Source organism: Sphingorhabdus sp., assembly GCF_035329025.1.
Lineage (GTDB): Bacteria > Pseudomonadota > Alphaproteobacteria > Sphingomonadales > Sphingomonadaceae > Sphingorhabdus_B.
This window is the reverse complement of sequence record NZ_DAOLHN010000032.1, coordinates 14,545-38,573: the sequence shown is the minus strand read 5'-3', so window position 1 is coordinate 38,573 and position 24,029 is coordinate 14,545. Positions and strand designations below refer to the sequence as shown.

Genomic DNA, 24,029 nt, shown 5'->3' with positions numbered 1-24,029 from the left:
TTGGCGATGCGACCGTCTATATCGAAAAATATCTCGGCAACCCGCGCCACATCGAGTTTCAGGTTTTTGGGGATGGAGAGGGTAACGCCATCCATCTGGGTGAACGCGACTGCTCGCTGCAGCGCCGCCACCAGAAGGTGCTTGAGGAAGCGCCGTCGCCGGTTATCTCCGCAGAAGAACGCGCCCGCATGGGCGATATCGTCGCCAAGGCGATGGCAGGTATGGGTTATCGCGGTGCCGGCACAATCGAGTTCCTCTGGGAAAATGGCGAATTCTATTTCATCGAAATGAATACGCGCATCCAGGTCGAACATCCGGTGACCGAAATGATCACCGGCTTTGACCTTGTCCGCGAACAAATCCGCGTGGCCGAAGGTCGCGGGCTTTCGGTGACGCAAGATATGCTCGAATTCCGCGGCCATTCGATGGAATGCCGGATCAATGCCGAAGATGCGCGCACTTTTGTGCCCTCCCCCGGCAAGATTGGCCATTACCACGCGGCTGGCGGCATGCATGTGCGCGTCGATAGCGGTATGTATTCGGGCTATAGCGTCCCGCCTTATTATGACAGCATGATCGCCAAGCTGATCGTTTACGGTCGCACCCGCGAAAGCTGCATGATGCGCATGCGCCGCGCGCTTGAGGAAATGGTGATCACCGACATCAAGACCAACATTCCGCTGCATCAGGCGCTGCTGCGCGATCCGGACGTCATCAATGGCGACTATACGATCAAGTGGCTCGAAGAGTGGTTGGCGCGGCAGGAAAGCTGAACCGGCGACATTTTGTCGCTGGCGCAATGATAGCGCCACTGCTCGCCTGCGACCGCAGCGAGAAAATTGCCCCTCCAGCTCGACCGTCGAACACACCAGCCAAAGCGGTAGCGGGAGAGCTGGTTGAGTTGACCCAGCTCGACCCCGGCATTCGTCTTGACATCCGCTATGCGACGACCAACAATTTCACCGGTCGCATTCTCTATGACCAACCGCGCGCTTTTCTGGTCCAACCTGCGGCAAAGGCGCTGGCAAGTGCACACAAGGCGGCAGCCGCCGAAGGCTATGGCCTGACCATCTTTGACGCCTATCGGCCTTGGCGCATCACCAAGGCCTTGTGGGATGCGACTCCGCCCGGGCCGCTGCGCAACTATGTCGCCAACCCCAAACAGGGTTCAAAGCACAATCGCGGCTGTGCGGTCGATCTTTCACTGCACCGGCTCGATACCGGCGCACTGGTTGAAATGCCGAGCGGTTATGACGAATTCACCCAACGCGCGCATCGCGACTTCATGGCGGCCGCACCCGAAGCAATCGCGAATCGCGTGCGACTCGAACGCTGGATGGAGGCGCAAGGGTTTCGCGGAATTTCGAACGAATGGTGGCATTTTGATTTCGCTGGCTGGGAAGCTTTCCCGATCCTCGACATTGCATTTGATGCAATTGGTTGAAATTCAGCCGTTCAGCTAAATCGCACCTTTCCTGAACATTACAGCCTCATTCAGCCTCGCGACAGCCAGAATCGGGGATAAGGGCTTCAACGGAGCGGCACAGTGCCAATCCCGCATCGGGGACCAACGATGAAAAAGATTCTTTTATTCGGCATTGTTTCGACAATCGCCCTTGCGCCAGCGGCCTACGCAGCCCAGCCCGCGCAAACGAACGCCGGACGATCGGCATCGGTCAGCACCGCCAATTTCGACCGCGGTGACAATCGCAAAGGCGAATGGGTGCGCGGCCAAGGACGTATTAACCGAGACGACAGCGCAGGTCGCAGTCAGCGTTCCGCGCAGGATGGCCAGCGCGGCGCGCGGCGCGAAGAACGGCGTGAAAACTGGAACCAGTCGCAAAACCAACAGCAGGGTCAGCAATGGAACCGGGGTGAGGAACGTCGCCGTGGAGAAGACAGCACCCGCCGTGACAATGATGGCCGCAACTGGAATCGGGGCGATGATGACCGCCGCTGGAGCAATAACGACCGGTATGACCGGCGCGACAATGATCGCTGGGATCGTGGCTGGCGCAATGACCGCCGCTATGATTGGCGCGGTCACCGCGAACGCTATCGCAGCTATTACCGGCCGGGCCGATATTACGCGCCCAATCGCTACGACCGGTACCGCTGGTTCAGCATCGGCATCTATCTGGGCTCGCCCTTTTATTCGAACCGCTATTGGATAGCCGACCCCTGGTATTATCGCCTGCCACCCGCGCACGGCCCCTACCGCTGGGTGCGCTATTATGACGACGTGCTGCTGATCGATGTCCGCAACGGCTATGTCGTCGACGTGATACACGACTTCTTCTGGTAATCCTGATCCCTCCAGAAGTTGAAGAGCCCGGGGTGCCTTCCGCCCCGGGCTCTTTTCATTTGCGCCGCGCCAGCTTTACAACCCCTCGAAATCCAATTGCTTTGCATGTTATGAGGCAGGCGACTCATCCCCGCATGGAGCTAACGCGTGTCCGCTGACCTTGAAGCCCCGACCAAGTTCGATCCCAATAACGATCCGGCCAAGCTCGCCAAAATCGGCGCATTCGTGACCCGCAAGCTGGAGAACAACCCGCTGGTCCAGCGCATCGACGTGCCAGACCTGCAGGTCTATGTCTATCAAGGCTTTCTGGGCAAGCGCGACTGCCAGATGCTGATCTCCAAAATCGACGCCGATGCCGTGCCCTCAACCTTGTATAAAGGCACAGAACAAGCCGGATTCCGGACGAGCTATAGTTGCCATCTTAACCGTTGGGATCCCGACATTACCCGTGTTGAGGCCAGGATGAGCGATACGCTCGGTATCGACAATAATTGGGCGGAAACGATGCAAGGCCAGCGCTATCAGGTCGGGCAGGAATTCAAGGCGCATCACGACTTCTTCCATCCCGGCCAGAGCTATTGGGATCATGAAGGCCCGCGCGGCGGACAGCGGAGCTGGACTGCGATGATCTTCCTGAACGATGTTGAAGAGGGCGGTGCGACCGAATTTCCACATATCGGCATCGGCGTCCGTCCACAGGCAGGCACGATGCTTATGTGGAATAACATGAAACCTGATGGCACGTTGAATTACAAATCGCTTCACACCGGCACCCCGGTGAAAAAGGGTGTCAAACATATCATCACCAAATGGTATCGGCAGAACAACTGGCTGGAATTGAACACATTGAAGGCTTGAAATTCCGGTGCGCGTTCGCGGTCTGATATCGTCCGTCTGTCGAAACCGGATTGCTTAGCGATGCCGATGCCGCTTCGCAGCTATCATAATATGCTGGAGATTTTTCGATGAATAAACGCCTTGTCCAACTGCTCGCGGTATCGTCGCTTGCACTCGCACCTTCGCTTGCATCGGCTAACGAAGCGGCGCCTGCAGCGGCACCCGCCGTCGAGCAGACTGAAAACCAGAAGCTGTTTACGCTGTTCGCAGAAGACGATGAAGCCAATCTGAAGCGCAATCCGCTCTTTGCCCTTTTCCGCGGCGACATGCGATATGCCGACCAGTTTGGCGATTATATCAGCGACGCCTATTTTGAAGGTGAACGCAAGGCCGCCGAAGCAAATCTTGCCAAGCTCAATACAATCGACCGGTCAAAGCTCGATGAAACCGGCCAGATCGCTTTTGACGTTTTCAAGCAGAACCAGCTTGATACGTTGAAAGGATTGTCCAAAGAAATCATGGACCTGACTGTAGTTCGTCCGGTCAATCACTTTTCTGGCTTCCACACATTTTACCCCACCTTCGCCAGCGGACAGGGTGCGGCACCATTCAAGACGGTCGCCGACTACGAAAACAACCTGAAACGCCACAGGCAGTTCATCCCGTTAATGGACGCCTCGATCGAGCGTTTCCGTCAGGGCATGAAATCAGGCGTTTTCGAAACGAAGCTGACAATTACCAACGTCATTGATCAGTTGAACACCCAACTGGCGCAGAAGACCGAAGATTCACCCTATTACGGCCCGGTCAAGAAATTCCCGGCTGATTTCAGCGAGGCGGACAAGGCACGGTTGACCGCCGAATATCGCGATATAGTCGAAAAAGGCCTGTATCCCGCCAACCAGCGTCTGCGCGATTTCTTGCGCGATGAATATCTGCCGCTGGCACGCGAAGGCGTTGGCCTGATGCACATGAAGGGCGGCGACAAGCTTTACCAATATATGGTCGAACAGACGACCACCCTGCCGTTGAAGGCCGCAGACATCCACCTGCTGGGCGTTGCCGAAGTTGAGCGGATCAAAAAGGGCATGGAAGCGATCAAGACCGAAGTCGGCTTCCAGGGCAGCCTGCAGGACTTCTTCGAGCATCTGCGCACCGATCCGAAGTTCAAGAAGGAAAGCCGTGAGGCGCTAACGCAGGGCTATTATGACATCGGCAAACAGGTCGATGCTGTCATTTCGACCCAATTCAAATATCTCCCCAAGGCGCCGCTCGAGATCAAGCCTTATGAAGAGTTTCGTGAAAAATATGAGGCGGGCGGCAGCTATCAGCAAGGTACTCCCGACGGAAGCCGCCCTGGCACCTTCTATTTCAACGCCTATGACCTGCCCAGCCGCACCACCTCGGGCATGACGACGCTTTATCTGCATGAAGGCGCACCCGGGCACCATTTCCAGATCAGCCTCGCACAGGAAAATGCCAAGCTGCCGGCATTCATGCGCTTTGGCGGTAATACCGCTTATGTCGAAGGCTGGGCGCTTTATGCCGAGACGCTGGGATATGACATGGGTCTGTTCAAAGACCCCTATCAGCGCTTCGGTACACTGTCAGACGAGATGCTGCGCGCGATGCGCCTCGTTGTCGATACCGGCCTGCACAGCAAGGGTTGGACCCGTGATCAGGCGATCGAATATATGCTCGCCAACAGCGATATGGGCCGCACCGATGCCACCGCAGAGGTCGAGCGTTACATCGCCATCCCCAGCCAGGCGCTGGCATACAAGATTGGCGCCATGACCATCCAGAAACTGAAGGCCAAAGCGCAAAAGGAACTGGGTGCGAAATTCGACGTGCGTGAATTCCACAACCAGGTGCTCAACACCGGTGCCCTGCCGCTGGCGGTGCTTGAGAAGAAAATCGACGGCTGGATTGCGTCGCAGAAGTAACGCGTTCAGCACCCGTTAAACGCCATATGGGCAGCTTTCCCCGATTGGAGGAAGCTGCCCATGCGTGTTTTACTACTCCCACTTTTCGCTCTCGCTACGCCACTTTGCGCACAGGATGGCAGCAATCCTCTCATCGACTATGCCGGATTCCGCGCGCTAACTTCCGAAGTGCAACCCGTGCGATCGGAGCGTCTGGTCTCGCTCGCCCAATTCAAGGCGCGGGCTGCCCGACCTGATGTTCTGGTTCTCGATGCACGGTCCGCGCAAGCCTTCAAAGAGGGGCATATTGCAGGCGCAATCAACCTCCCGCTCCCAGACTTCACCGCCGAAAGTCTGGCGGAGATCATTGGCACAAACCCCGACCGCGAGATCCTGATTTACTGCAACAACAATTTCACCAACAACCGCCGTCCGGTAGTGACCAAGGCTTTGCCGCTGGCACTCAACATCCAGACCTTCATCAACCTCTACGGCTATGGATACAAAAATGTCTGGGAGCTGGGTGAGGCGGTGGACATGGACGACCCGCGCGTTGGCTGGGTAAGCGCCGCGACGTAGCGGATTTGGCAGCCGGTGGAGTTGGGTGTATGTTGCGCCCATGCCCGCCGTCAAAGCCGCCAATCCCAGAACTATCTTTGCCCCTGAAGACTGGAGCGCGATAACGCGCGTTTCCCCTTGGCAGGGCATTTTCCAGATTGTCCATGCTTGGTCTGTAGTTGCATTGGCCGCATTTGGTACCGCTTGGGCATGGGAGCAAAGCTGGATGGCTGGCTTGGTAGCGACGCCAATCGCGCTGGCCATATTGGGCGGTCGGCAATTGGGGCTTTCGATATTGATGCACGATGGCGCGCACGGTCTGTTGCACCCGAACCGGCAGGTGAACAATTGGCTCGGCCAATGGCCAAGCGGCGCGGCAACGGGCAGCGACCTGCATGCCTATCGCGCCTATCACCTGACGCACCATAAATTCACGCAGCAGCCGGAAGACCCCGACCTGTCGCTTTCCAAACCCTTCCCCACCACGCGCGCCAGCCTGTGGCGGAAGGTGATGCGTGACCTGACCGGGCAGACTTTCTTTAAACAGCGCAGCCACCAGTTCGCAGCCGCGCTTCGCGGGCTCCAGGCAATGCTGACGAACGAGGCGAGTGAAGCGGATGGCAAGCGCGACACCAGCGCCGGACGCGCCTTCAACCTGCAAAGCCGCAGCGGCATCGATGCGCCGGTCGCGAATATCGAAGGCGCAAAGACCACCGCGCGCACCGTGGGCCGCTTCCTCTTCGTGCAGCTCATCCTGCTTGCGGTTTCGCTGACCTTCTGGGGCTGGCTGCCCTTTCTGCTCTGGATCGCGGCGCTGGCGACGACATTTCAGCTTTTCCTACGCATCCGCAACATCGCGGAGCATGCCTGCACCACCACCGGCAGCGATGATCCCTTCACCCATGCGCGCACGACCTATGCCGGACTCATCGAACGCTCGACGGTTGCGCCCTATTGGGTGAACTATCACAGCGAGCATCATCTGTTCATGGGCGTACCCTGTTACAACCTGCCGCGCGCGCACGCGCTGCTCGGCAAGGGCGGCTATCATGCGAAGATGACGATCGAACCCAATTATTGGTCGGTATTACGCCGGGTTACAGCCATCCCGACCGCTTGAAGCGGTAATAGAGCGTCCCGCAAATCACGAACATCACGCCCAGTACGGCGGCATAGCCATATTTCCAGTGCAGCTCTGGCATGAAATCGAAATTCATCCCGTAAATCCCCGCGATCGCGGTCGGCACGGCGAGGATCGCTGCCCATGCGGCCAGCTGGCGGGTAATGACGCCCTGTCTTTGCTGCTCCAGCAAGCCGCTGGTTTCGATCACGCTGGTAAGCGTATCGCGCAAGCCCGCCACGCGGTAGTTCACTCGACGGACATGATCGGCAAGATCGCGGAAATAGGGATCGATGTCATTGTCGAGCTGCGGCATGTCGATGTTGACGAAGCGGTTGGCGAGATCCTCCATCGGCCCCAATATCCGCTGCAAACGGAACAGGTCGCGGCGCAACGTAAACAGCCGCGCTGTCTGCGCGCGGTTGAGGAAAGATTCGAGCGCCTGATCCTCCATCGCCAGAACCTGCTCCTCCAGAATGTCGATGACGTCGAAATAGCCGTCGACGATGAAATCGAGGATCGCGTGCAGCACATAGTCCGGCCCATGCTTCAACAGCCAGGGCGTCGCCTCCAGTTGCTGGCGGATCGGCGCATGGCCGCGCATCGAACCGTGCCGTACCGTGATGATGAACTGCCGCCCCAGAAAGATAGCGGTGTTGCCGTAGGCGATCCTGTCATCCGGACCTTCCAGATGCACCGTGCGTGCCACAACAAACAGCGTTTCGCCATAGCTTTCCATCTTGGGCAGATGCCGCGGATCGAGCGCATCCTCGACCGCCAATTCGTGCAGCCCAAAATGCTGCTGGATCGTCTTGATCGTTGCCGCTTCGGGTTCGTGCAGCCCGATCCAGATGAAATCCTCTTTCTTCTCCAGCGTCGGGATCGGCTTGGCCAGATCAACGTCGGTCAGCAGCCGCCCGTCGCGATAGATGCGGGCGGCGATAACGCTCATCCCAGTGCCTCTGCGATCAGCTTGCGGGTATTGGCGATGCCATAAAGCGCGATGAAGCTGCCCATGCGCGGGCCAGCGCTCGAGCCCAGAAGCGTTTCATACAGCGCCTTGAACCAGTCACGCAGATTTTCGAAGCCGCCAGTTTTGCCGATTTCATAGACGATATTCTGGATATCCTCGGCAGGCGCATCGGCAGGCAGCGGCGCGAGATCAGCGTCAAGCCGCTTCAGCGCCTCGACCTCGATACCTTCCGCCTTGCGCCGTTGCAGCGTCGGCGCGACATGATCGCGGTTATAGGCCAGCGCGAGGTTGATGAGGTTCGCCAGTTCGGGATGCGTTGCTGCGGTGGCATCGGGCACATAATTGGCAAGATAGCCCCACACTTGCGGCGCAGTCGCGTGCGGCCCCATGACACCGGCAAGGTTGAGCAACAGTCCGAAGGTCACTGGCGGGACGTCGGCGGGAACTTTGCCATTGTGGATATGGTGCACCGGATTGCCGAGCTTCTTCTCGATTTCTTGGCCCGCATAAGTCCCGCGGAACTGGAAATATTCGTCGACCGCACGAGGGATCACACCAAGGTGCAGCTGCTTCGCGCTCTTGGGTTCGCGATAGGCATAGAAGGCAAGGCTTTCCTCGGTGCCGTAAGACAACCAGTCCTCAAGGCTCAGACCATTGCCCTTCGATTTCGAAATCTTCTCGCCCTTTTCGTCGAGGAACATCTCGTAGATCAGCCCGTCCGGCTTGCGCCCGCCGAGCACCTGCGCGATCTTGCCCGACTGGATGCCACTGTCGGTCAGGTCTTTGCCGTACATTTCATAGTCGACGCCCAGCGCGACCCAGCGCATCGCCCAATCGACCTTCCACTGCAGCTTTGCCTGTCCGCCGAGGATCGACTGGGTGATCGTCTCACCCTCATCCTCGAACGACACCAACCCTGCCTCGGCATCAACCACCGTTACCGGAACCTGCAGCACCACACCCGATTTTGGGCTGACGGGCAGCACCGGCGAATAGGTCGCGGCGCGTTCGGCGCGCAGCGTCGGCAACATAATGTCCATGATGCCCTGATAGTTGCGCAGCACGCCCTTCAGCGCCTCGTCAAACTGGCCGCCTTCATACATCGTAGTCGAAGAGACAAATTCATATTCGAAGCCGAAACGGTCAAGGAATTCACGCAGCATCGCATTGTTGTGATGCGCAAAACTCTCATATTTCTCGAACGGGTCGGGGATGCGCGTCAGCGGCTTACCCAGATGTTCGGTGAGCATCGCTTGGTTGGGTACATTGTCCGGCACCTTGCGCAGCCCGTCCATATCGTCGGAAAAAGCCACCAGCCGCGTCGGCATGTCGGACATTTCCTCCAGCGCGCGGCGCACCATCGTTGTCCGCAGCACTTCGTTGAAGGTGCCGATATGCGGCAGGCCCGACGGGCCATAGCCGGTTTCGAACAGCACAGGCGCGCCGCCCGGCTTGCCCTGCGGAAAGCGTTTGAGCACGCGCCGAGCCTCTTCATAGGGCCATGCCTTGCTCGCCAAGGCTGCCGTGCGAAGGGCGGGGTCGACGCTCATTTCAACGTTTCCTTTTCGTTCCAAACTTGCCATGAATGGCATTTATGGCCCCTCCCCTAGCCTTTCCTGCGCTGCATGCAAGCCATGCCGGTATCTGGATTGCTTCGTCAAATGGCGAAACGCGGCGGGTAGGTAAGGCAGAGGCGGTGGCGCGGGCGGCAGAAACGCCGATGATCCTGCTCAACGCGCCGCTGGTGGCGCAGCGGCTGGGCTATGCCGAATTGTCAGGGCTCGATCTGCTCGAACTGTTCGCCTTTGTGCATCCAGCGCGCTTTGTGGTGCCTACGGCGAAGGGGTTGGCGGAAGCGCTGGATATTCCTCCCCTCCCCTACAGGGGAGGGGCCGGGGGTGGGGTCTCGCAACCCTTGCTCTACGCTGATAGACCCCACCCCAACCCCTCCCCTGAAGGGGAGGGGATTAGAGACGAAGCCATCGCTCCACTCCTCCTGACCGCCACCCAAAAGCTTCTCGCCACCCTCACCGACCCCGCATGGCCGGAACGCGAAGGGGCCTGGGATGCGGCGCAGGCTTTGACACGGCTTCGCTGGCCATGGGCGCGGGTGGTTGCGGACCTATTGCCCAAGCCCGAACAAAAAGAGCGCTGGCTGTTTTCCAAGCTGCCCGAATGGGAGGAAGCGCCGCCCCGCACGCCGCCGCGGTCGGTGGTGCTGGACCGATCCGCCGTCGAAACCCAACTCGCCCGCCTGACCGGCAGCGGTGCCGAGATCCGCGAAGGCCAGCGCGCCTTTGCCGCCAGCGCGGCGCATATTTTCGATCCGCGGGCGCGCAAGGGCCAGCCCAATATGCTGCTGGCAGAGGCCGGCACGGGCATCGGCAAGACACTGGGCTATCTCGCCCCCGCCTCGCTATGGGCACAAGAGGCTGACGGCGCGGTCTGGATATCAACCTATACCAAGGCCTTGCAGCGGCAGCTGGTTAGCGAGGCACGGAGGGTTTATCCCGACGCGCAGCAGTTCAAAGAAAAGGTCGTCGTCCGCAAAGGGCGTGAGAATTATCTGTGCCTGTTGAACCTTGAAGACGCGCTGCAAGGCGGCTTTGCCGGGCGGGCCGCCATCCTTGCGCATCTGGTGGCGCGCTGGGCAGCTTATACCGCCGATGGCGACATGATCGGAGGCGATCTGCCCGGATGGCTTCCGACCCTGTTCCGTCGCAACGGTTCGACCGCGCTGACCGACCGGCGCGGCGAGTGCATCTATGCAGGTTGCCCGCACTATCGCAAATGCTTCATCGAACGCGCCAGCCGCGCTTCGGCACAGGCCGACATCGTAATTGCCAACCATGCGTTGATGATGGTCAACGCTGCGCGCGGGCGCGAAGAAGCGGGGCGCCCTACACGTATTATCTTCGATGAAGGCCATCACTTGTTCGACGCGGCGGATTCGACATTTGCCGCTGCCTTGACCGGCGCGGAAATGATCGAAATCCGCCGCTGGATAATCGGCCCCGAAGGCAAGGCGCGCGGCCGTCGACGCGGGCTATCGGCACGGCTCGCCGATGTTGCCAGCTATGACGAAGAAGGCGGACTTGCCATTGAAGCAGCGCGCGAGGCGGCAGAGGCGCTGCCCGGTGACGGCTGGCTTGGCCGCGTCAACGAAGGCGTGCCATCAGGGCCTGCCGAACGGCTGCTCGCCGCTGTGCGCGCCACGGTCTATGCGCGCGACGAAGGGCAGGCCGAAAGCGGCTATGGCCTCGAAACCGAATATGCCAATCTGGATGCGCACCTCATCGAAGCGATTGCCGATTTGATGAAGGCGCTCGAAGCACTGGTCAAACCTCTGATGGTGCTGGGGCAGCGGCTGGAGGCGATCGTCGAGGATGCACCCGACTGGCTCGACGGAGCAGCGCGGGCACGGATCGAAGGCGCGATGGCGAGCCTTGGGTGGCGTGTCGACACGCTGCGCGGCTGGATCGCCTTGCTCGGGCGCGGCGGCGGTCCTGCTGACCCGGACTTTGTCGACTGGCTGGCGGTCGATCGGGGGGAAGGCCGCGAATATGATATCGGTATCCACCGCCACTGGCTTGATCCGACACGACCGGTGTCGAGCGTCGTCCTGAAGCCCGCGCATGGCATTCTCACCACTTCGGCCACATTGCGGAGCGGCGGAGATTGGGACACCGCAGAGGCACGCACCGGGGCCGCGCATCTCGAACATAAGGTCGAACATTTTGCGGCCCCTAGTCCGTTCGACTATGCCAGACAGGCCGAAGTGCTGGTGGTGACCGACATTACGCGTGGCGATATGCCGGCACTCGCCGGGGCTTATTCGGCGCTGATTTCGGCGTCTCAGGGCGGTACGCTGGGGCTGTTCACCGCAATCAAGCGGCTGCGCAGCGTCCATGCCCGTATCGCCGACCGGCTAGCGCGCGACGGACTGCCGCTCTACGCCCAGCATGTCGACCCGATGGATACCGGCACGCTGGTCGACATATTCCGTGACGATCCCCATTCAAGTTTGCTCGGCACCGACGCGCTGCGCGACGGGATGGACGTGCCGGGCCATTCGCTGCGGCTTGTCATCATGGAGCAGGTGCCATGGCCGCGCCCCGACATCCTGCACAAGGCCCGGCGGCTGATGGGCGGAGGTACCGAATATGATGACCGCATCATCCGCGCCCGATTGGCACAAGCCTTTGGTCGTCTGATCCGCAAGGCCGATGACAAGGGCCATTTCGTGCTGCTCTCCTCCGCCACGCCTTCCCGGCTGCTGACCGCATTTCCGCAAGGAACCCCCATCCACCGCGTCACGCTCGATGAGGCGGTGCGGCGGATCAAATCCGGTCTTTCACCTGCAACAAATTTCGGGCAGGGGAGCGCGCAAGAGATTGAGGACGAGGATATCCCCTTTTGACGAAGACGCTTTACCTGCTGCGCCATGCCAAGTCGGGATGGGACGATCCGGTCGCGCGCGATTTTGACCGGCCGTTGAACAAACGCGGTGAAAAGGCCGCGCGTACCATCGGCCAGTGGATGGCTTCCAACGGCGTGACCTTCGAACATGTCATCGCCAGCCCCGCCGTGCGCGTGATCGAAACGCTCGACGGCGTCTGGACGGGTTACGGCCGAAAGATGGAACCAACGTGGGAACGGCGAATCTACCTGGCGTCGAGCGCTTCCGTGCTTGATGTGCTGCGTGAGGTCGACGACGCGCATGAGACGGTGATGGTCGTGGGCCACTGCCCCGCAGTTGAAGATTTGGTATTCGATCTCGTACCCGACGATGGCAGCTCGCCTTTGCGCGATGAGGTCGAGATCAAATATCCGACAGCCGCTCTTGCACAGCTCGAAATCCCGATCGACCATTGGGCCGACATTGGAAAGCCTGTTGCGCATCTGAAGCGCTTTGTGCGCCCGCGCGACCTCGATGCCAGCCTTGGGCCTGACGAGGAATGACGCCAATCATCTGGCGCAGCGCACAGCCGGGAGATGAGGAAGCGTTGTCGCTGCTCGGGCAAGCGACCTTTTTGGCAACCTTTGCTTTCGATCATCCGGGCCCGGCGCTGATCCGTTTCCTCAAGGAACTGCACAGCCCCGAATATTACGCCGCCAAGCTGGCCAACCCCGATATCGACATCATCATCGGCGAAACCCCTTTGGGCGCGCCGGTTGGCTATGCCCTGCTGTGTCCGCCCGAACATCCCGATTTTCAGCGCGAGGACGACTGGGAACTGAAGCGAATCTATCTACTTGGCCCTTGGCAGGGTGGTGGAAACGGCGCGGCACTTCTGCAACATGCGATCGATATCGCGCACAAAAGACAGGCACGCCGGTTGTTGCTCGCCGTGTATGAAAACAATGAACGCGCAATCGGCTTTTACCAAAAGCACGGATTTTCGAAGATCGGCGACACGATTTTCATGGTCGATAATGTCGAATTCAGCGACATGCTGCTTGCCCGCGATATGACCATGTAAAATCATGCCTGCACATTTATTGTGCAGTTGCGAAAAGCACTTGTGCACTGCCTAAATTTTTGACAGCCTCTTGATTCATGGAGCAGTCTGCACCGGCTTTTGACGAAATGTTGCGCCCCGATGGCAGTGCCCGCGGCGCCTATTCGGATTACGCCGCATGGTTTGAAGGGCAGCAACTGGCAGCGCTGCGCAAGAAAGCGGAAGAGGCCGATGCCGTCTTCCGCCGCACCGGCATCACCTTCAACGTCTATGGGGCGAATGAAGCTGAAGAGCGGTTGATACCCTTTGACATTGTGCCGCGGATCGTAGGCGCCAAACAATGGAGCAAATTGTCGCGCGGCATCGAACAGCGGGTCCGCGCCATCAACGCATTCCTGCACGATATCTACCACCGGCAGGAAATCATCCGCGCAGGCCGCGTTCCCGAGGCATTGATTGCCAAGAACAGCGCTTTCTTGCCCGCGATGATCGGCTTCACACCGCCGGGCCGTGTGTACACCCACATTGTCGGGATCGACCTTGTCCGCACCGGCGAAGATGAATTTTACGTGTTGGAGGATAATGCGCGCACGCCGTCGGGTGTGTCCTACATGCTCGAAAATCGCGAGACGATGATGAACATGTTCCCCGAACTGTTCAGTGCAATCCGTGTCCGCGAAGTGGGTAGCTATCCCAAAAACCTGCGCCGCTCGCTGGAGGCCTGCGCTCCCAAAGGCTGCGATGGGCGGCCAGTGGTCGCAGTGCTGACGCCGGGGATCTACAACAGCGCCTATTTCGAGCATGCCTTCCTGGCCGACCAGATGGGGGCAGAACTGGTCGAGGGGCATGATCTGAGGATCGTCGACGGCCGCGTCGCCATGCGCACCACGCAGGGCTACAAGCCGATCGACGTACTCTATCGCCGTGTTGACGATGATTTTCTCGATCCCATGACCTTCCGCCCGGAATCGCAACTGGGCGTTCCCGGCATCATGGACCTGTACCGCGCAGGCAAGATTACCATCGCCAATGCGCCGGGCACCGGTATCGCCGACGACAAGGCCATCTACAGCTATATGCCGGAGATTGTCGAATTCTATACCGGCGAGAAGCCGTTGCTTGCCAATGTACCGACCTGGCGCTGCGCTGAGCCCGATGCGCTCAAATATGTGCTCGCCCATCTCAAGGAATTGGTGGTCAAGGAAGTTCACGGCTCGGGCGGCTATGGTATGCTGGTGGGGCCAGCCGCCAGCAAAGGGGAACTGGAAGCCTTTGCCAAAAAGCTGAAGGCACGTCCTGGAAACTATATCGCGCAGCCGACGCTTGCACTGTCGACCGTGCCGGTGCTGACCAAGGCTGGCCTTGCGCCGCGCCATGTCGACCTTCGGCCTTTCGTCCTCGTTTCCCCCAAAGGTATCGAGATCACACCCGGCGGGCTGACCCGCGTCGCGCTCAAAAAAGGCTCGCTGGTGGTCAATTCGAGTCAGGGCGGCGGCACCAAGGACAGCTGGGTGCTGGAGGACTAGATGCTCGGGCGTACCGCAGGCGGCATATTCTGGATGTTCCGTTATCTGGAGCGGTGCGAGAATATGGCGCGTCTGCTCGAGGCCGGACACCGTATGGCGCTGACACGGAACACCGGTTCGGATGAAGAGTGGCGGTCGGTCGTCACCACTGCCGGACTGCAATCGGGCTATGAAAGCCGATATGATGATTATGCGGCAGCGCATGTCGTCAATTACTTACTGCGCGACAAGGCAAACCCGACCTCGGTGCTCGCGATGCTCGAAACTGCGCGGCACAATGCACGGATGACGCGCACGGCGCTGACCCGCGAAGTGTGGGAAGCGACCAACACCTTCTGGATGCGGATGAAGGAGGCGCTGGCTCGCCCAGTACGCGAAACCGATCTTCCCGGAATAATATCGATGATCCGCCAGCAATCGGCACAGGTGCGCGGCGCGCTGCATGGATCGATGCTGCGGATCGACGTCTATAATTTCGCACGCCTCGGTACCTTCCTGGAGCGCGCAGACAGCACAGCGCGTATCCTTGACGTCAAATATTATGTCCTGCTGCCCTCGCTCTCTTTTGTCGGCTCTTCGCTCGACAACGTGCAGTGGGAAACCATACTGCGATCGGTTTCTGCAGAGCACGCCTTCCGCTGGCTCAATGCAGGCGACACACGGCCCGTCGGCGTCGCCGAATTCCTTATCCTCGATGAACGCTTCCCGCGCTCGCTCGCCTTCTGTTACCAGAAACTGCACGGTAATCTTTGCTATCTGGCGAAAGATTATGGCCTGCGTATGCCGTCGCACGATCTGGCCGACGAAATCCACAATGGGCTGCAAACACGCCCGATCGAAGCAATATTCGAAAGCGGGCTGCACGAATTTTTGACCGACTTCATGACCTGCAATGCGCAGCTGGCTGGCCAGATCGAGCGCGATTACAGGTTCTATGGGTGATGCGATGCTGTTGAAAATCCATCATCTGACCCATTACCGTTTCGAACACCCAGTACCCTATGGGCTGCAGCGGTTGCGGCTGATCCCCAAGGAAAATGCTGCGCAAAAAATCCTGCATTGGAAAACCGAGATCGAAGGCGGCAAGGTCGAAGCCGACTATATCGACTATCACAATAACCACATTCTGCTGGTGAGTATCAACGAAGGTGCGGGTGAAATCATCGTCCGCTGCGATGGCGAGGTTGAAACCAACGACACAGCCGGGATCATGGGGCGGCATGGCGGGCATGTGCCGCTGTGGTATTTCTTGCGACCTACCCCATTGACCGAGTCGACGCGCGAGATACAGGCGCTTGCCCGGTCGGCGGTGGCCGAAGGCGATGACCTTTTGGCGACTTTGCATGCGCTTTCAACCAAGGTTCTGGCAGCGGTGCGCTATGATATCGGCCACACCGATTCCGCGACCACGGCAGACGCAGCGCTCGCCGCCGGTCACGGCGTGTGTCAGGATCACGCCCATATCTTCATCGCGGCAGCGCGCAGCCTGGGCATCCCGGCCCGCTATGTAAGCGGCTATCTGATGCTGACCGACCGCGTCGAGCAAGAGGCGAGCCACGCCTGGGCCGAAGCCCATGTCGAAGGACTGGGCTGGGTCGGCTTTGACGTATCCAACGGCATCAGCCCCGATCTACGCTATGTCCGCGTCGCCACCGGAGCCGACTACTCCGAAGCCGCCCCCATTTCGGGCATATCCTATGGTGGCGGTGAACAGAGCATGGTTGTCAGCCTCGCCGTTGAACAGTAACGCGTGGGCAACAGGGATACAGGGGCGAGACTAGAGTGACCTATTGCGTTGGGATGAAGCTGGATTCGGGGCTGGTGTTCATGTCGGACACGCGCACCAATTCGGGCGTCGACAATATCTCTACCTTCCGCAAGATGCACAGCTTCGAGAAGCCGGGCGAACGCTACATCACGATCATGACTGCAGGCAATCTGGCGACAACCCAATCAGTTATCAGCATGCTCGCCGAGCGCACCAAGGCCCCTGAGGAGCGTAATCCTTCTATCCTGGCGGCCGCTTCGATGTTTCAGGTCGCGCAGATCATCGGTGATCTGCTACGCGAAACCATCCGCACCCGCGAACAGACCGGGCTCAATGCCGAAACGACCTTCAATGCCACGCTGATCGTCGGCGGCCAGATCAAAGGAATGGAACCGCGCCTGTTCTTGATCTACCCCGAAGGCAATTTCATCGAGGCTTCGGAAGACACGCCCTTTTTCCAGATTGGTGAAACCAAATATGGCCGCCCGATCTTGGTGCGCGGTTTCCAGTCAGACATGAGCTTTGAAAGTGCAGTGAAACTGCTGATGGTGTCTTTCGATTCGACGATGGCAGCCAATCTTTCGGTAGCCCTGCCACTCGACATGCTGCTGCTGCCGCGCGACCGTTTTGAGCCGCTGCAAAAACGCCGTATCGCCGAGGACGACCCCTATTATCGTTCGGTATCAGACAAATGGTCGGACGCGCTGCGCAGCGCTTTCCATTCGCTGCCTGATTATACAATCGAATAGGTCAGGCGGCAGCCAAAGCTTGTGCCAGCCGATCGCGTATGGCGCGCAATTCCGGAACCAGTTTCGATGGCACCGGTGCTGCAAACAGGTCCCCAATCGGGGCCGGTTGAGCAACCTGCGTCGGCTCGACCGCAGGTGGCGGCGGCGAAGCAGGCTGTGCCTTCCCGCCTTTTGCCAGAAAGCTGCGCGCACCACGAATGGTATAGCCCTGATTGGTCAGCAAATCCTGTATCTGGTCGAGCAGGGCGACATCGGATGGCCGGTACAACCGCCGCCCGCCCGCACGTTTCAGCGGCTTGAGCATCGGGAACTGTTCTTCCCAATAACGTAATATGTGCGTCTTCACGCCCAGCCGGTCGGCCATTTCACCAATGGTCAAAAACGCTTCGGGTGCCTTGTCCATCGCGGATTATTTGACCTTGTGGCGCAGGCCCTGGCTCGCACGGAAAGTCAGCACGCGGCGTGGCGTGATCGGCACTTCGACACCCGTTTTCGGATTGCGTCCGATGCGCTGTGCCTTATCGCGCAGCACGAAAGTTCCAAAGCCGGAGATTTTCACATTCTCGCCCGCGACCAGTGCATCGAGGACGTGATCGAGCAACGATTCGATCATCGCCGAGGCATCTGCCCTTGATAGACCCACTTGGCGATTAATTGCTTCCGCAATATCCGCGCGCGTCAAAGTACCAGCATCTGCCATGGTTTCTCCTCCGTAATTCACGCGACCCCCGTGATTCCTTTGGAACATATAGCAATTTCAGAAGGATGTAAAATGCTGGACGAATTTTTACGCGTCCGAAAATAGGTCACATACGAACGACCGAAGCACCCCATGTAAATCCGCCGCCCATCGCCTCCAAAACGACAACATCGCCAGCCTTAATGCGACCGTCGCGAACGGCAACATCAAGCGCAAGCGGCACCGACGCAGCCGAGGTATTGGCATGTTCGGAAACGGTCAGAACCACGCGTTCAGTAGGTAATCCGAGTTTCTTCACTGTCGCATCTATAATGCGCGCATTGGCCTGATGCGGCACCACCCAGTCAATATCTGCAGGCGCCAGCTCGGCTTGTTCGAGCACTTCGTGCATCACGCTGGCAAGGTTGGTCACCGCATGGCGAAACACCTCACGACCCTGCATCCGCAATTTACCCACGGTGCCCGTTGTTGACGGCCCGCCATCGACATAGAGCAATTCATTGTGCCGCCCGTCGGCATGGAGCTGCGTGGCGAGAACGCCGCGCTCGCCCACTTTACCTGAAAGTACGACCGCGCCTGCACCGTCACCAAACAATACGCAGGTACCCCGATCTTCCCAGTCAAGCAGCCGCGTCATCGTCTCCGCACCGATCACCAGTGCATTTTTGGCAGAACCAGCGCGGATCATGCTTTCGGCAACCGAAAAGCCATAGAGAAAACCGGAGCAAACCGCCGCGACGTCAAAGGCAACGCCGCCATGATGCCCCAATATGTGCTGCACCTTGGTGGCTGCTGCCGGGAAGGTCTGGTCGGGGGTACAAGTGGCAACGATGATGAGATCAATATCGGCCTCGGTCATGCCCGCCGCATTGAGCGCGTTGCGTGCGGCTTCTGCACCCAAAGTGGCCGTGGTTTCGTCAGGTCCGGCGATGTGGCGGAATTTTATGCCGGTTCGTTCGGTGATCCACTCGTCTGAAGTATCGACTTTGGCAGCCAGTTCGGCATTGGAAACACGGCGCTTTGGCAGTGCGGATCCCGTCCCTTTGATGACGGCGCGAAGCGCGGATCCGCTCATTCCTCGATAACTTCCTTGGCCGAAATCTGTTCCAGATCCTGCGCAATGCGCGTGGTAATGTCGTCCTCGACCAGCCGGGCTGCGACCTTCACCGCGTTGGCAACACCTTCGATGCTGGCGCTGCCATGGCTTTTGACGATCACGCCATTGAGCCCAAGGAAAACCGCACCATTATGATTGTTGGGATCGAGATGGTGTTTGAGCAATTCGGTCGCAGGTCGCGAAACCAGAAAGCCGAATTTGGAGCGGATCGAGCTGGTAAAGGCGCGGCGCAACAGGTCGGTCACGAAACGCGCGGCCCCCTCGATCGATTTCAGCGCGATATTGCCCGAAAAGCCGTCGCAGACGACGACGTCGCAATCGCCGCGGTTGATCTTGTCCGCCTCGATAAAGCCCTGAAACGCCATGTGCAATTCGGGGCTGTCGCGCAGATGCTGGGCGGCAAAGCGCAGGCTGTCGGTTCCCTTCATTTCTTCGGTGCCGATATTGAGCAGGCGGACGCGTGGCTTTTCCCAATTATAGAGGATACGCGAATAAGCGGCACCCATCACCGCGAATTGCACGAGGTTGCGTGCGTCGCATTCGGTGTTGGCACCCAGATCGAGCATCACCACATCGGTGTCGGTGAGCGTAGGCAGCAAGGCGGCAAGCGCGGGCCGGTCAATCCCCGGCATGGTGCGCAGCGCGACCTTGGCCATCGCCATCAGCGCGCCGGTATTGCCTGCACTGACTGCAGCGGCAGCATCACCCGACTTCACCGCATTGATCGCCAGCCCCATCGAGCTGCCACGCGACTTGCGCAGCGCCTGGCTTGGCTTGTCATCGCCGGTGACGACTTCGGTGGTGTGGAGAATTTCGGAAGCAGCGCGCAGGTTCGGGTGATTTTCGAGCGCAGCCTTGATCTGCACCTCGTCCCCAACCAGCAGAAATTTGAAGCTTTCGTGCCGATGGCGCGCCAATGCGGCGCCCGCGATCATCACGCGAACACCTTCATCACCGCCCATCGCGTCAATAGCGATACGCGGTGAAGTGGTCACGATATCATCCCTCCGTGGAGAAGAGCGATTGTCCGGAAATTAGGCGACAGCGAGGATTTCGCGACCATTATAGTGGCCGCAAGCATTGCACACATGGTGCGGACGCTTCAGTTCGCCGCAGTTCGAGCATTCCTGAAAGGCTTCAACCTTCAGCGAATCATGGCTACGACGCATGCCGCGCTTGGACGGCGAAGTTTTTCTCTTGGGGACAGCCATCTCGGCACCTGTTCCATTTCAAAAAAATCTAGTGTTTCTGCAGCTTTAAGGAAGAATGTCGGCGCTGGCAAGCAAAGCCAGAATCGGCACTCAAACACCCCGGTGCTGCGGATGAGGGGCGGCTATTAGCGATTTTTCCGCGCTTTGCAAGGTGCGACTTGGCTGTTAGCACCGCATTCGAACAACGGGAGGATATTAAATGCTTACATTACCTATCACGCTGACAATTGCTGCGGGTGCCGCGCTGGTCAATATCTGGTTGATGATCCGCTGCGGACAGGCGCGCACCAAGGGCGGCGTATCGATCGGCGACGGCGGCGACGAATTCCTGATCCGCCGCATGCGCGCCCACGCCAATTTCGTCGAAAGTGCGCCCTTCGTGCTGATCCTGATCGCCGCGCTCGAAGCGACGCAGGGCAGCGCGAACTGGCTCTGGTATGTCGGCATCATCTACATCTTCGGCCGCCTCGCGCACGGCCTTGGCATGGATGGCGGCACGTTCGGCAAAGGCCGCATGGTCGGCACGCTGATCACATTTCTGACGCTGCTGGGTCTCGCTGGCTATGCGCTGTGGAGTGTCTATTCGAAGCTGGGTTAAGGATGCCATTATCCCCTGCCGTTTTCGGGAGGGGAAACACACTTTAGCTCAACGCATAATCCGAAACATAAGCGTTGATCTTGCGCTCATGGCCAAAATTGCTGGTAGGGCCGTGACCGGGAATGAAGGTCACATCATCGCCCAGCGGCCATAGCTTTTGGGTGATCGAGTCGATCAAATCCTGGTGATTGCCGCGCGGGAAATCTGTGCGGCCGATGCTGCCCTGAAACAGCACATCGCCAACAATCGCGAGGCGGCTCGGCCCGTGGTAGAACACCACATGCCCCGGCGTGTGCCCCGGGCAGTGGATGACGTCGAGCGTCAAATTGCCGACGGTCACGGTATCGCCATCCTTCAACCAGCGGTCGGGCTCAAAGGTTTTCGCGTCCATCCCCCAGCGCTTGCCATCATCATCGAGCTGCGCAATCCAGAAACGGTCTTCCTCATGCGGTCCTTCGATTTTCAGGCCGAGTTCCTGCGCCAGCATCCCCGTTTGCCCGCAATGGTCGAGATGGCCATGGGTGACGAGCAGCTTTTCCAGCTCCACCCCGGTCTTCGCCACAGCATCCTTAAGCTTGTGCAGATCACCGCCAGGATCGACCAGCGCGCCCTTGTTGGTCTCTGTGCACCAGAACAAAGTGCAGTTCTGCTGCAAAGGCGTGACAGGGATGATGACCGCCTTCAAAGGCGGCTGTGCGTTAAGGCTGGATGTGACGTTCGACATAGAAACTATGTGGCGGTGCTTTCGCGCCTGCGCAAGCCCTTCAAAGCCGCCGCCCTACCCAAACCACGCGTCCCACCACCTGAACCTCTGCCGGGTCACGGTCTGGCCACGATGGATAGGCCGGATTATCGGACAGCACCGACAGCCGCCCGCCCGGCGCCCGCGCCAGCCGCTTGACCATCAACGTGCCATCGATGCGGATAACGTGGATGCCGTCGCGCAGCGGCTTCAGCGCCGCGCCTTTATCGACCATGATGTCGTCGCCATCATTCAGAACCGGCTGCATCGAATCGCCCTCGACGCGAATCAGCGAAACATTGCGTGGTTCAACGCCCAGCTTACGCAACCAGGCCTCGTCAAAGCCGACCTTGCCCGCAAGCGCTTCTCCCTCGGCCAGCGCCCCTGCCCCAGCCGATGCGCCAACCGCCAGCTTGGGGACCAGCTTTAACCCTGCGCGCTTTCCTCCGCTTTCCTCCTCAGGCGCGCCCAATAGCTGCGGCGCAACGCCATAATAGCGCGCGAGGATATTGCGCTCCCGCTCCGGCAAATGCTTGGGTGAGCCGCGCTTTATATATTGCTGGATATAAGCGGGATTGCGACCGACCAGCCGCGACAGCGACGCAAAATCGTCGCCATGCGCCTGCACCAGCCGCTCGAGTTCGGCACGCGGATCGCTGTTTACCATCTTTTGCCTTTAGCAATAGGATTTTTCCTAGACAAGTAGGATTTTTCCTATCAGCAATGTTCCTATCATGTTCTCATCGATTCGTCGATGCGAGCAACCGGAAAGGGTGGTGCCTGATGGAAAGGAATGGACATGCACATCAATCGAAAAATCGAGCGATTCCTGCGGCAACACAATATGGCACCGACCACTTTCGGACGCAGGGTCGCCCGCGACCCCCGGCTGGTGCTCGACATGCGCAACGGTCGTTGCCTGCGCCCGGCGATGGCGATCAAGGCCGAAGATTTCATGGCCGCCTATGAACGGCACCTCGAACTGCTTGGCGTGCAGGAAGCGGCATGAACGCCGCGCCCAATCCCTGCCCGCTTTCAAGCGCGCTGTTGGCCCTGTTACCCGGCGCCTGCCTGCGCAGTCGCAAGGCGACCGGCTGGCATAGCGCGACATTTTCGGGGGAGCGTGTGACCGTCTTGCTAGGTTTGGAAAGCGAGCAGCGCCACGAACGAGCCGCGCATTTTGCGCAAGCGCTGCCAGAAACGGAATTCAGCCTTCGCCGTCAGCTGGTCGCCGACATAATCGTCAGCGATATGTCTGAGTCAGACGACACGCTGTTACTGACTGTTGAGGCCTTGCTGCTCGACGAGTAAGACTTAACGCGTGCGCGCGTTCATCCGGTGGAGGGTTTCGAGCGCCGAGCGCAGGGCAGCATCCAGTTCCTCGGACTCGGGACGTTGCGGCACATCCACGGTCTCCATTGCCACCGGCTCGACAGCGCGCAGCGGCGCCTGTTCGATGGGGACGGGTTCATAGGCGGAGGACGCCTCGATATCCGGGCGGATCGGCTGCACGTTCGAGATGTGCAATTCGCTCGCAATGCTCTCGATATGCGCCAGTTGCGCGTCGCGTTCAGCCAGGGCCGATTCAAACCGGCTCACCATATCGTCAAGCGATGCAATACCAGAAACAGGCTCCGCCACCGGTGTTTCAGTAGTGGCGGGTTCAACAGCGGTCGCCGCTACGGCGGTAGTGGGTTCTTCGATTACGGCCTCGACTTCGGCAATTTCAATAACCTGTTCCGTCTCGGCTGCCACAGGCTCGACCCATTCAGCCCCCACCTGCTCTACAATGGCTGTTTCGGTTGTCACTTCGATGGCATCAGCCTCCACCAGGTCGCGGTTGGCCGAAAAAGGACGACGTGGCGGCGCATCGGGATGAGCATCGCCGGAACGCAGCTTGGGCAGGTCTTCGAGGTCGGTAATGTCTCCAGCACTACGGCGCGCCTCGGCAAAGGTGGCAATGCGGCTACGCAAGCGCGAGATCAGCGATCCGCGAACCGCTTCTTCCGGTTCATCAATCGAATCTTCAGCGTCCAGCAGGGGCTCGACTTCGGTTTCAGTTGTAGTTTCAACGATTTCCGGACTGTCAAAATCACTCGCATCTTCCGAATCCGCAATCGCCGTCCACTCGGACGCAGCACCTTTGCGGAGGAACAACACCGTCAGAATGATCAGCGTCAACGCGCCAAAAGCGTATGAGATCAGGGCTCGCGCGGTATCGCCAAGCGGGGCGGCGGTTGCAGGAATCATCTCCGATACCCCCGTCGATCCGGTCAATGTTTCCCAGATACCGGTCGGCACGAACATCGCGGCAATGGCTGCAATGGCCGCACCGCCTGTCGCCATGGCGACAGATTTTGTCTGATGATCGAGATTCAGCTTCGACTGCATAACTACCCTGTTTCCGTCGGGCTTTGCGCTGCGGTCAAGCCGCAACT

The 24,029-nt window shown here is 59.2% G+C and carries 26 protein-coding genes and 1 pseudogene; 17 read left to right on the top strand and 10 right to left on the bottom strand.

The annotated features are described in order from the left end of the window. The 7 genes and pseudogenes from PKC81_RS10285 to PKC81_RS10255 form a co-directional block, all read left to right on the top strand. Window positions 1-773, top strand: a pseudogene (locus tag PKC81_RS10285) (acetyl-CoA carboxylase biotin carboxylase subunit); the annotation flags it as partial. 26 nt (window positions 774-799) lie between these two features. After that, a complete protein-coding gene (locus PKC81_RS10280; RefSeq protein WP_324335742.1) occupies window positions 800-1,444 on the top strand; it encodes a M15 family metallopeptidase in 645 nt (214 codons plus the stop codon). 129 nt (window positions 1,445-1,573) lie between these two features. Then, on the top strand, window positions 1,574-2,305 hold the full coding sequence (locus PKC81_RS10275) for an RcnB family protein (RefSeq protein ID WP_324335740.1): 732 nt from the start codon (window positions 1,574-1,576) through the stop codon (window positions 2,303-2,305). 147 nt (window positions 2,306-2,452) lie between these two features. Continuing rightward, a complete protein-coding gene (locus tag PKC81_RS10270) occupies window positions 2,453-3,163 on the top strand; it encodes a 2OG-Fe(II) oxygenase (RefSeq protein ID WP_324335738.1) in 711 nt (236 codons plus the stop codon). A gap of 107 nt (window positions 3,164-3,270) precedes the next feature. Further along, window positions 3,271-5,088 (top strand): DUF885 domain-containing protein, encoded by a 1,818-nt coding sequence (locus PKC81_RS10265; protein WP_324335736.1) that lies wholly within the window; start codon window positions 3,271-3,273, stop codon window positions 5,086-5,088. Window positions 5,089-5,148: 60 nt separating this feature from the next. Next, window positions 5,149-5,646 (top strand): rhodanese-like domain-containing protein, encoded by a 498-nt coding sequence (locus tag PKC81_RS10260; protein WP_324335734.1) that lies wholly within the window; start codon window positions 5,149-5,151, stop codon window positions 5,644-5,646. Window positions 5,647-5,686: 40 nt separating this feature from the next. Further along, window positions 5,687-6,745, top strand: a complete 1,059-nt coding sequence (locus PKC81_RS10255) for a fatty acid desaturase family protein (protein WP_324335732.1) — start codon at window positions 5,687-5,689, stop codon at window positions 6,743-6,745. Here PKC81_RS10255 and PKC81_RS10250 read toward each other — a convergent pair. Continuing rightward, window positions 6,723-7,697 (bottom strand): magnesium and cobalt transport protein CorA, encoded by a 975-nt coding sequence (locus PKC81_RS10250; RefSeq protein WP_324335730.1) that lies wholly within the window; start codon window positions 7,695-7,697, stop codon window positions 6,723-6,725. The genes PKC81_RS10255 and PKC81_RS10250 overlap by 23 nt on opposite strands. Then, window positions 7,694-9,268, bottom strand: a complete 1,575-nt coding sequence (locus PKC81_RS10245; RefSeq protein WP_324335728.1) for a lysine--tRNA ligase — start codon at window positions 9,266-9,268, stop codon at window positions 7,694-7,696. Before PKC81_RS10245 ends, PKC81_RS10250 begins: the two co-directional genes overlap by 4 nt. 44 nt (window positions 9,269-9,312) lie before the next feature. Between PKC81_RS10245 and PKC81_RS10240 the strand changes: the two genes are divergently transcribed. The 7 genes from PKC81_RS10240 to PKC81_RS10210 all read left to right on the top strand — a co-directional run bounded on the left by PKC81_RS10240 (window position 9,313) and on the right by PKC81_RS10210 (window position 17,223). Next, window positions 9,313-12,138 carry an ATP-dependent DNA helicase gene (locus tag PKC81_RS10240; protein WP_324335746.1) on the top strand — a complete coding sequence of 942 codons (2,826 nt, stop codon included), beginning with the start codon at window positions 9,313-9,315 and terminating at the stop codon, window positions 12,136-12,138. After that, window positions 12,135-12,680, top strand: a complete 546-nt coding sequence (locus tag PKC81_RS10235; protein ID WP_324335726.1) for a histidine phosphatase family protein — start codon at window positions 12,135-12,137, stop codon at window positions 12,678-12,680. Before PKC81_RS10240 ends, PKC81_RS10235 begins: the two co-directional genes overlap by 4 nt. Then, on the top strand, window positions 12,677-13,201 hold the full coding sequence (locus PKC81_RS10230; protein ID WP_324335724.1) for a GNAT family N-acetyltransferase: 525 nt from the start codon (window positions 12,677-12,679) through the stop codon (window positions 13,199-13,201). The genes PKC81_RS10235 and PKC81_RS10230 overlap by 4 nt, the downstream gene beginning before the upstream one ends. 77 nt (window positions 13,202-13,278) lie before the next feature. Further along, the gene (locus tag PKC81_RS10225) at window positions 13,279-14,706 is read left to right on the top strand and encodes a circularly permuted type 2 ATP-grasp protein (protein ID WP_324335722.1); all 1,428 of its coding nucleotides are present in this window, start codon (window positions 13,279-13,281) and stop codon (window positions 14,704-14,706) included. After that, complete coding sequence (locus tag PKC81_RS10220; RefSeq protein WP_324335720.1) at window positions 14,707-15,648, top strand: alpha-E domain-containing protein; 942 nt, start codon at window positions 14,707-14,709, stop codon at window positions 15,646-15,648. After that, window positions 15,599-16,453: a transglutaminase family protein gene (locus tag PKC81_RS10215; RefSeq protein ID WP_324335718.1), complete on the top strand. Its 855-nt coding sequence runs from the start codon at window positions 15,599-15,601 to the stop codon at window positions 16,451-16,453. The genes PKC81_RS10220 and PKC81_RS10215 overlap by 50 nt, the downstream gene beginning before the upstream one ends. Before the next feature lie 35 nt (window positions 16,454-16,488). Then, window positions 16,489-17,223 carry a proteasome-type protease gene (locus tag PKC81_RS10210; protein ID WP_324335716.1) on the top strand — a complete coding sequence of 245 codons (735 nt, stop codon included), beginning with the start codon at window positions 16,489-16,491 and terminating at the stop codon, window positions 17,221-17,223. Between the two features lies 1 nt (window position 17,224). Here PKC81_RS10210 and PKC81_RS10205 read toward each other — a convergent pair whose 3' ends face one another. From PKC81_RS10205 to rpmF, 5 genes are all read right to left on the bottom strand, one after another. Continuing rightward, window positions 17,225-17,626, bottom strand: a complete 402-nt coding sequence (locus PKC81_RS10205) for a MerR family transcriptional regulator (protein ID WP_324335714.1) — start codon at window positions 17,624-17,626, stop codon at window positions 17,225-17,227. Between the two features lie 6 nt (window positions 17,627-17,632). After that, a complete protein-coding gene (locus PKC81_RS10200; RefSeq protein WP_324335712.1) occupies window positions 17,633-17,923 on the bottom strand; it encodes an integration host factor subunit alpha in 291 nt (96 codons plus the stop codon). A gap of 106 nt (window positions 17,924-18,029) precedes the next feature. Then, window positions 18,030-18,998, bottom strand: coding sequence for a beta-ketoacyl-ACP synthase III (locus PKC81_RS10195; RefSeq protein ID WP_324335710.1), 969 nt, complete (start codon window positions 18,996-18,998; stop codon window positions 18,030-18,032). Then, window positions 18,995-20,035 (bottom strand): phosphate acyltransferase PlsX, encoded by a 1,041-nt coding sequence (gene plsX / locus PKC81_RS10190; protein ID WP_324335708.1) that lies wholly within the window; start codon window positions 20,033-20,035, stop codon window positions 18,995-18,997. The genes PKC81_RS10195 and plsX overlap by 4 nt, the downstream gene beginning before the upstream one ends. Window positions 20,036-20,074: 39 nt before the next feature. Further along, window positions 20,075-20,251 (bottom strand): 50S ribosomal protein L32, encoded by a 177-nt coding sequence (gene rpmF, locus PKC81_RS10185; RefSeq protein WP_115547599.1) that lies wholly within the window; start codon window positions 20,249-20,251, stop codon window positions 20,075-20,077. 199 nt (window positions 20,252-20,450) lie between these two features. On the opposite strand from rpmF, the gene PKC81_RS10180 reads away from it, so the two are divergent. Next, the gene (locus PKC81_RS10180; RefSeq protein WP_324335705.1) at window positions 20,451-20,849 is read left to right on the top strand and encodes an MAPEG family protein; all 399 of its coding nucleotides are present in this window, start codon (window positions 20,451-20,453) and stop codon (window positions 20,847-20,849) included. 43 nt (window positions 20,850-20,892) lie between these two features. Here the strand turns inward: PKC81_RS10180 and PKC81_RS10175 are convergent, their stop codons facing one another. Both PKC81_RS10175 and PKC81_RS10170 read right to left on the bottom strand, forming a co-directional pair. Further along, a complete protein-coding gene (locus PKC81_RS10175; RefSeq protein WP_324335703.1) occupies window positions 20,893-21,573 on the bottom strand; it encodes an MBL fold metallo-hydrolase in 681 nt (226 codons plus the stop codon). Between the two features lie 40 nt (window positions 21,574-21,613). Beyond that, the gene (locus tag PKC81_RS10170) at window positions 21,614-22,258 is read right to left on the bottom strand and encodes a S24 family peptidase (RefSeq protein WP_324335701.1); all 645 of its coding nucleotides are present in this window, start codon (window positions 22,256-22,258) and stop codon (window positions 21,614-21,616) included. A gap of 132 nt (window positions 22,259-22,390) precedes the next feature. On the opposite strand from PKC81_RS10170, the gene PKC81_RS10165 reads away from it, so the two are divergent. After that, a complete protein-coding gene (locus tag PKC81_RS10165; RefSeq protein WP_324335699.1) occupies window positions 22,391-22,600 on the top strand; it encodes a hypothetical protein in 210 nt (69 codons plus the stop codon). Beyond that, window positions 22,597-22,902: a hypothetical protein gene (locus tag PKC81_RS10160; RefSeq protein WP_324335696.1), complete on the top strand. Its 306-nt coding sequence runs from the start codon at window positions 22,597-22,599 to the stop codon at window positions 22,900-22,902. The genes PKC81_RS10165 and PKC81_RS10160 overlap by 4 nt, the downstream gene beginning before the upstream one ends. A 3-nt stretch (window positions 22,903-22,905) precedes the next feature. Here PKC81_RS10160 and PKC81_RS10155 read toward each other — a convergent pair whose 3' ends face one another. After that, window positions 22,906-23,982, bottom strand: a complete 1,077-nt coding sequence (locus tag PKC81_RS10155) for a hypothetical protein (RefSeq protein WP_324335694.1) — start codon at window positions 23,980-23,982, stop codon at window positions 22,906-22,908. Window positions 23,983-24,029 lie beyond the last annotated feature (47 nt).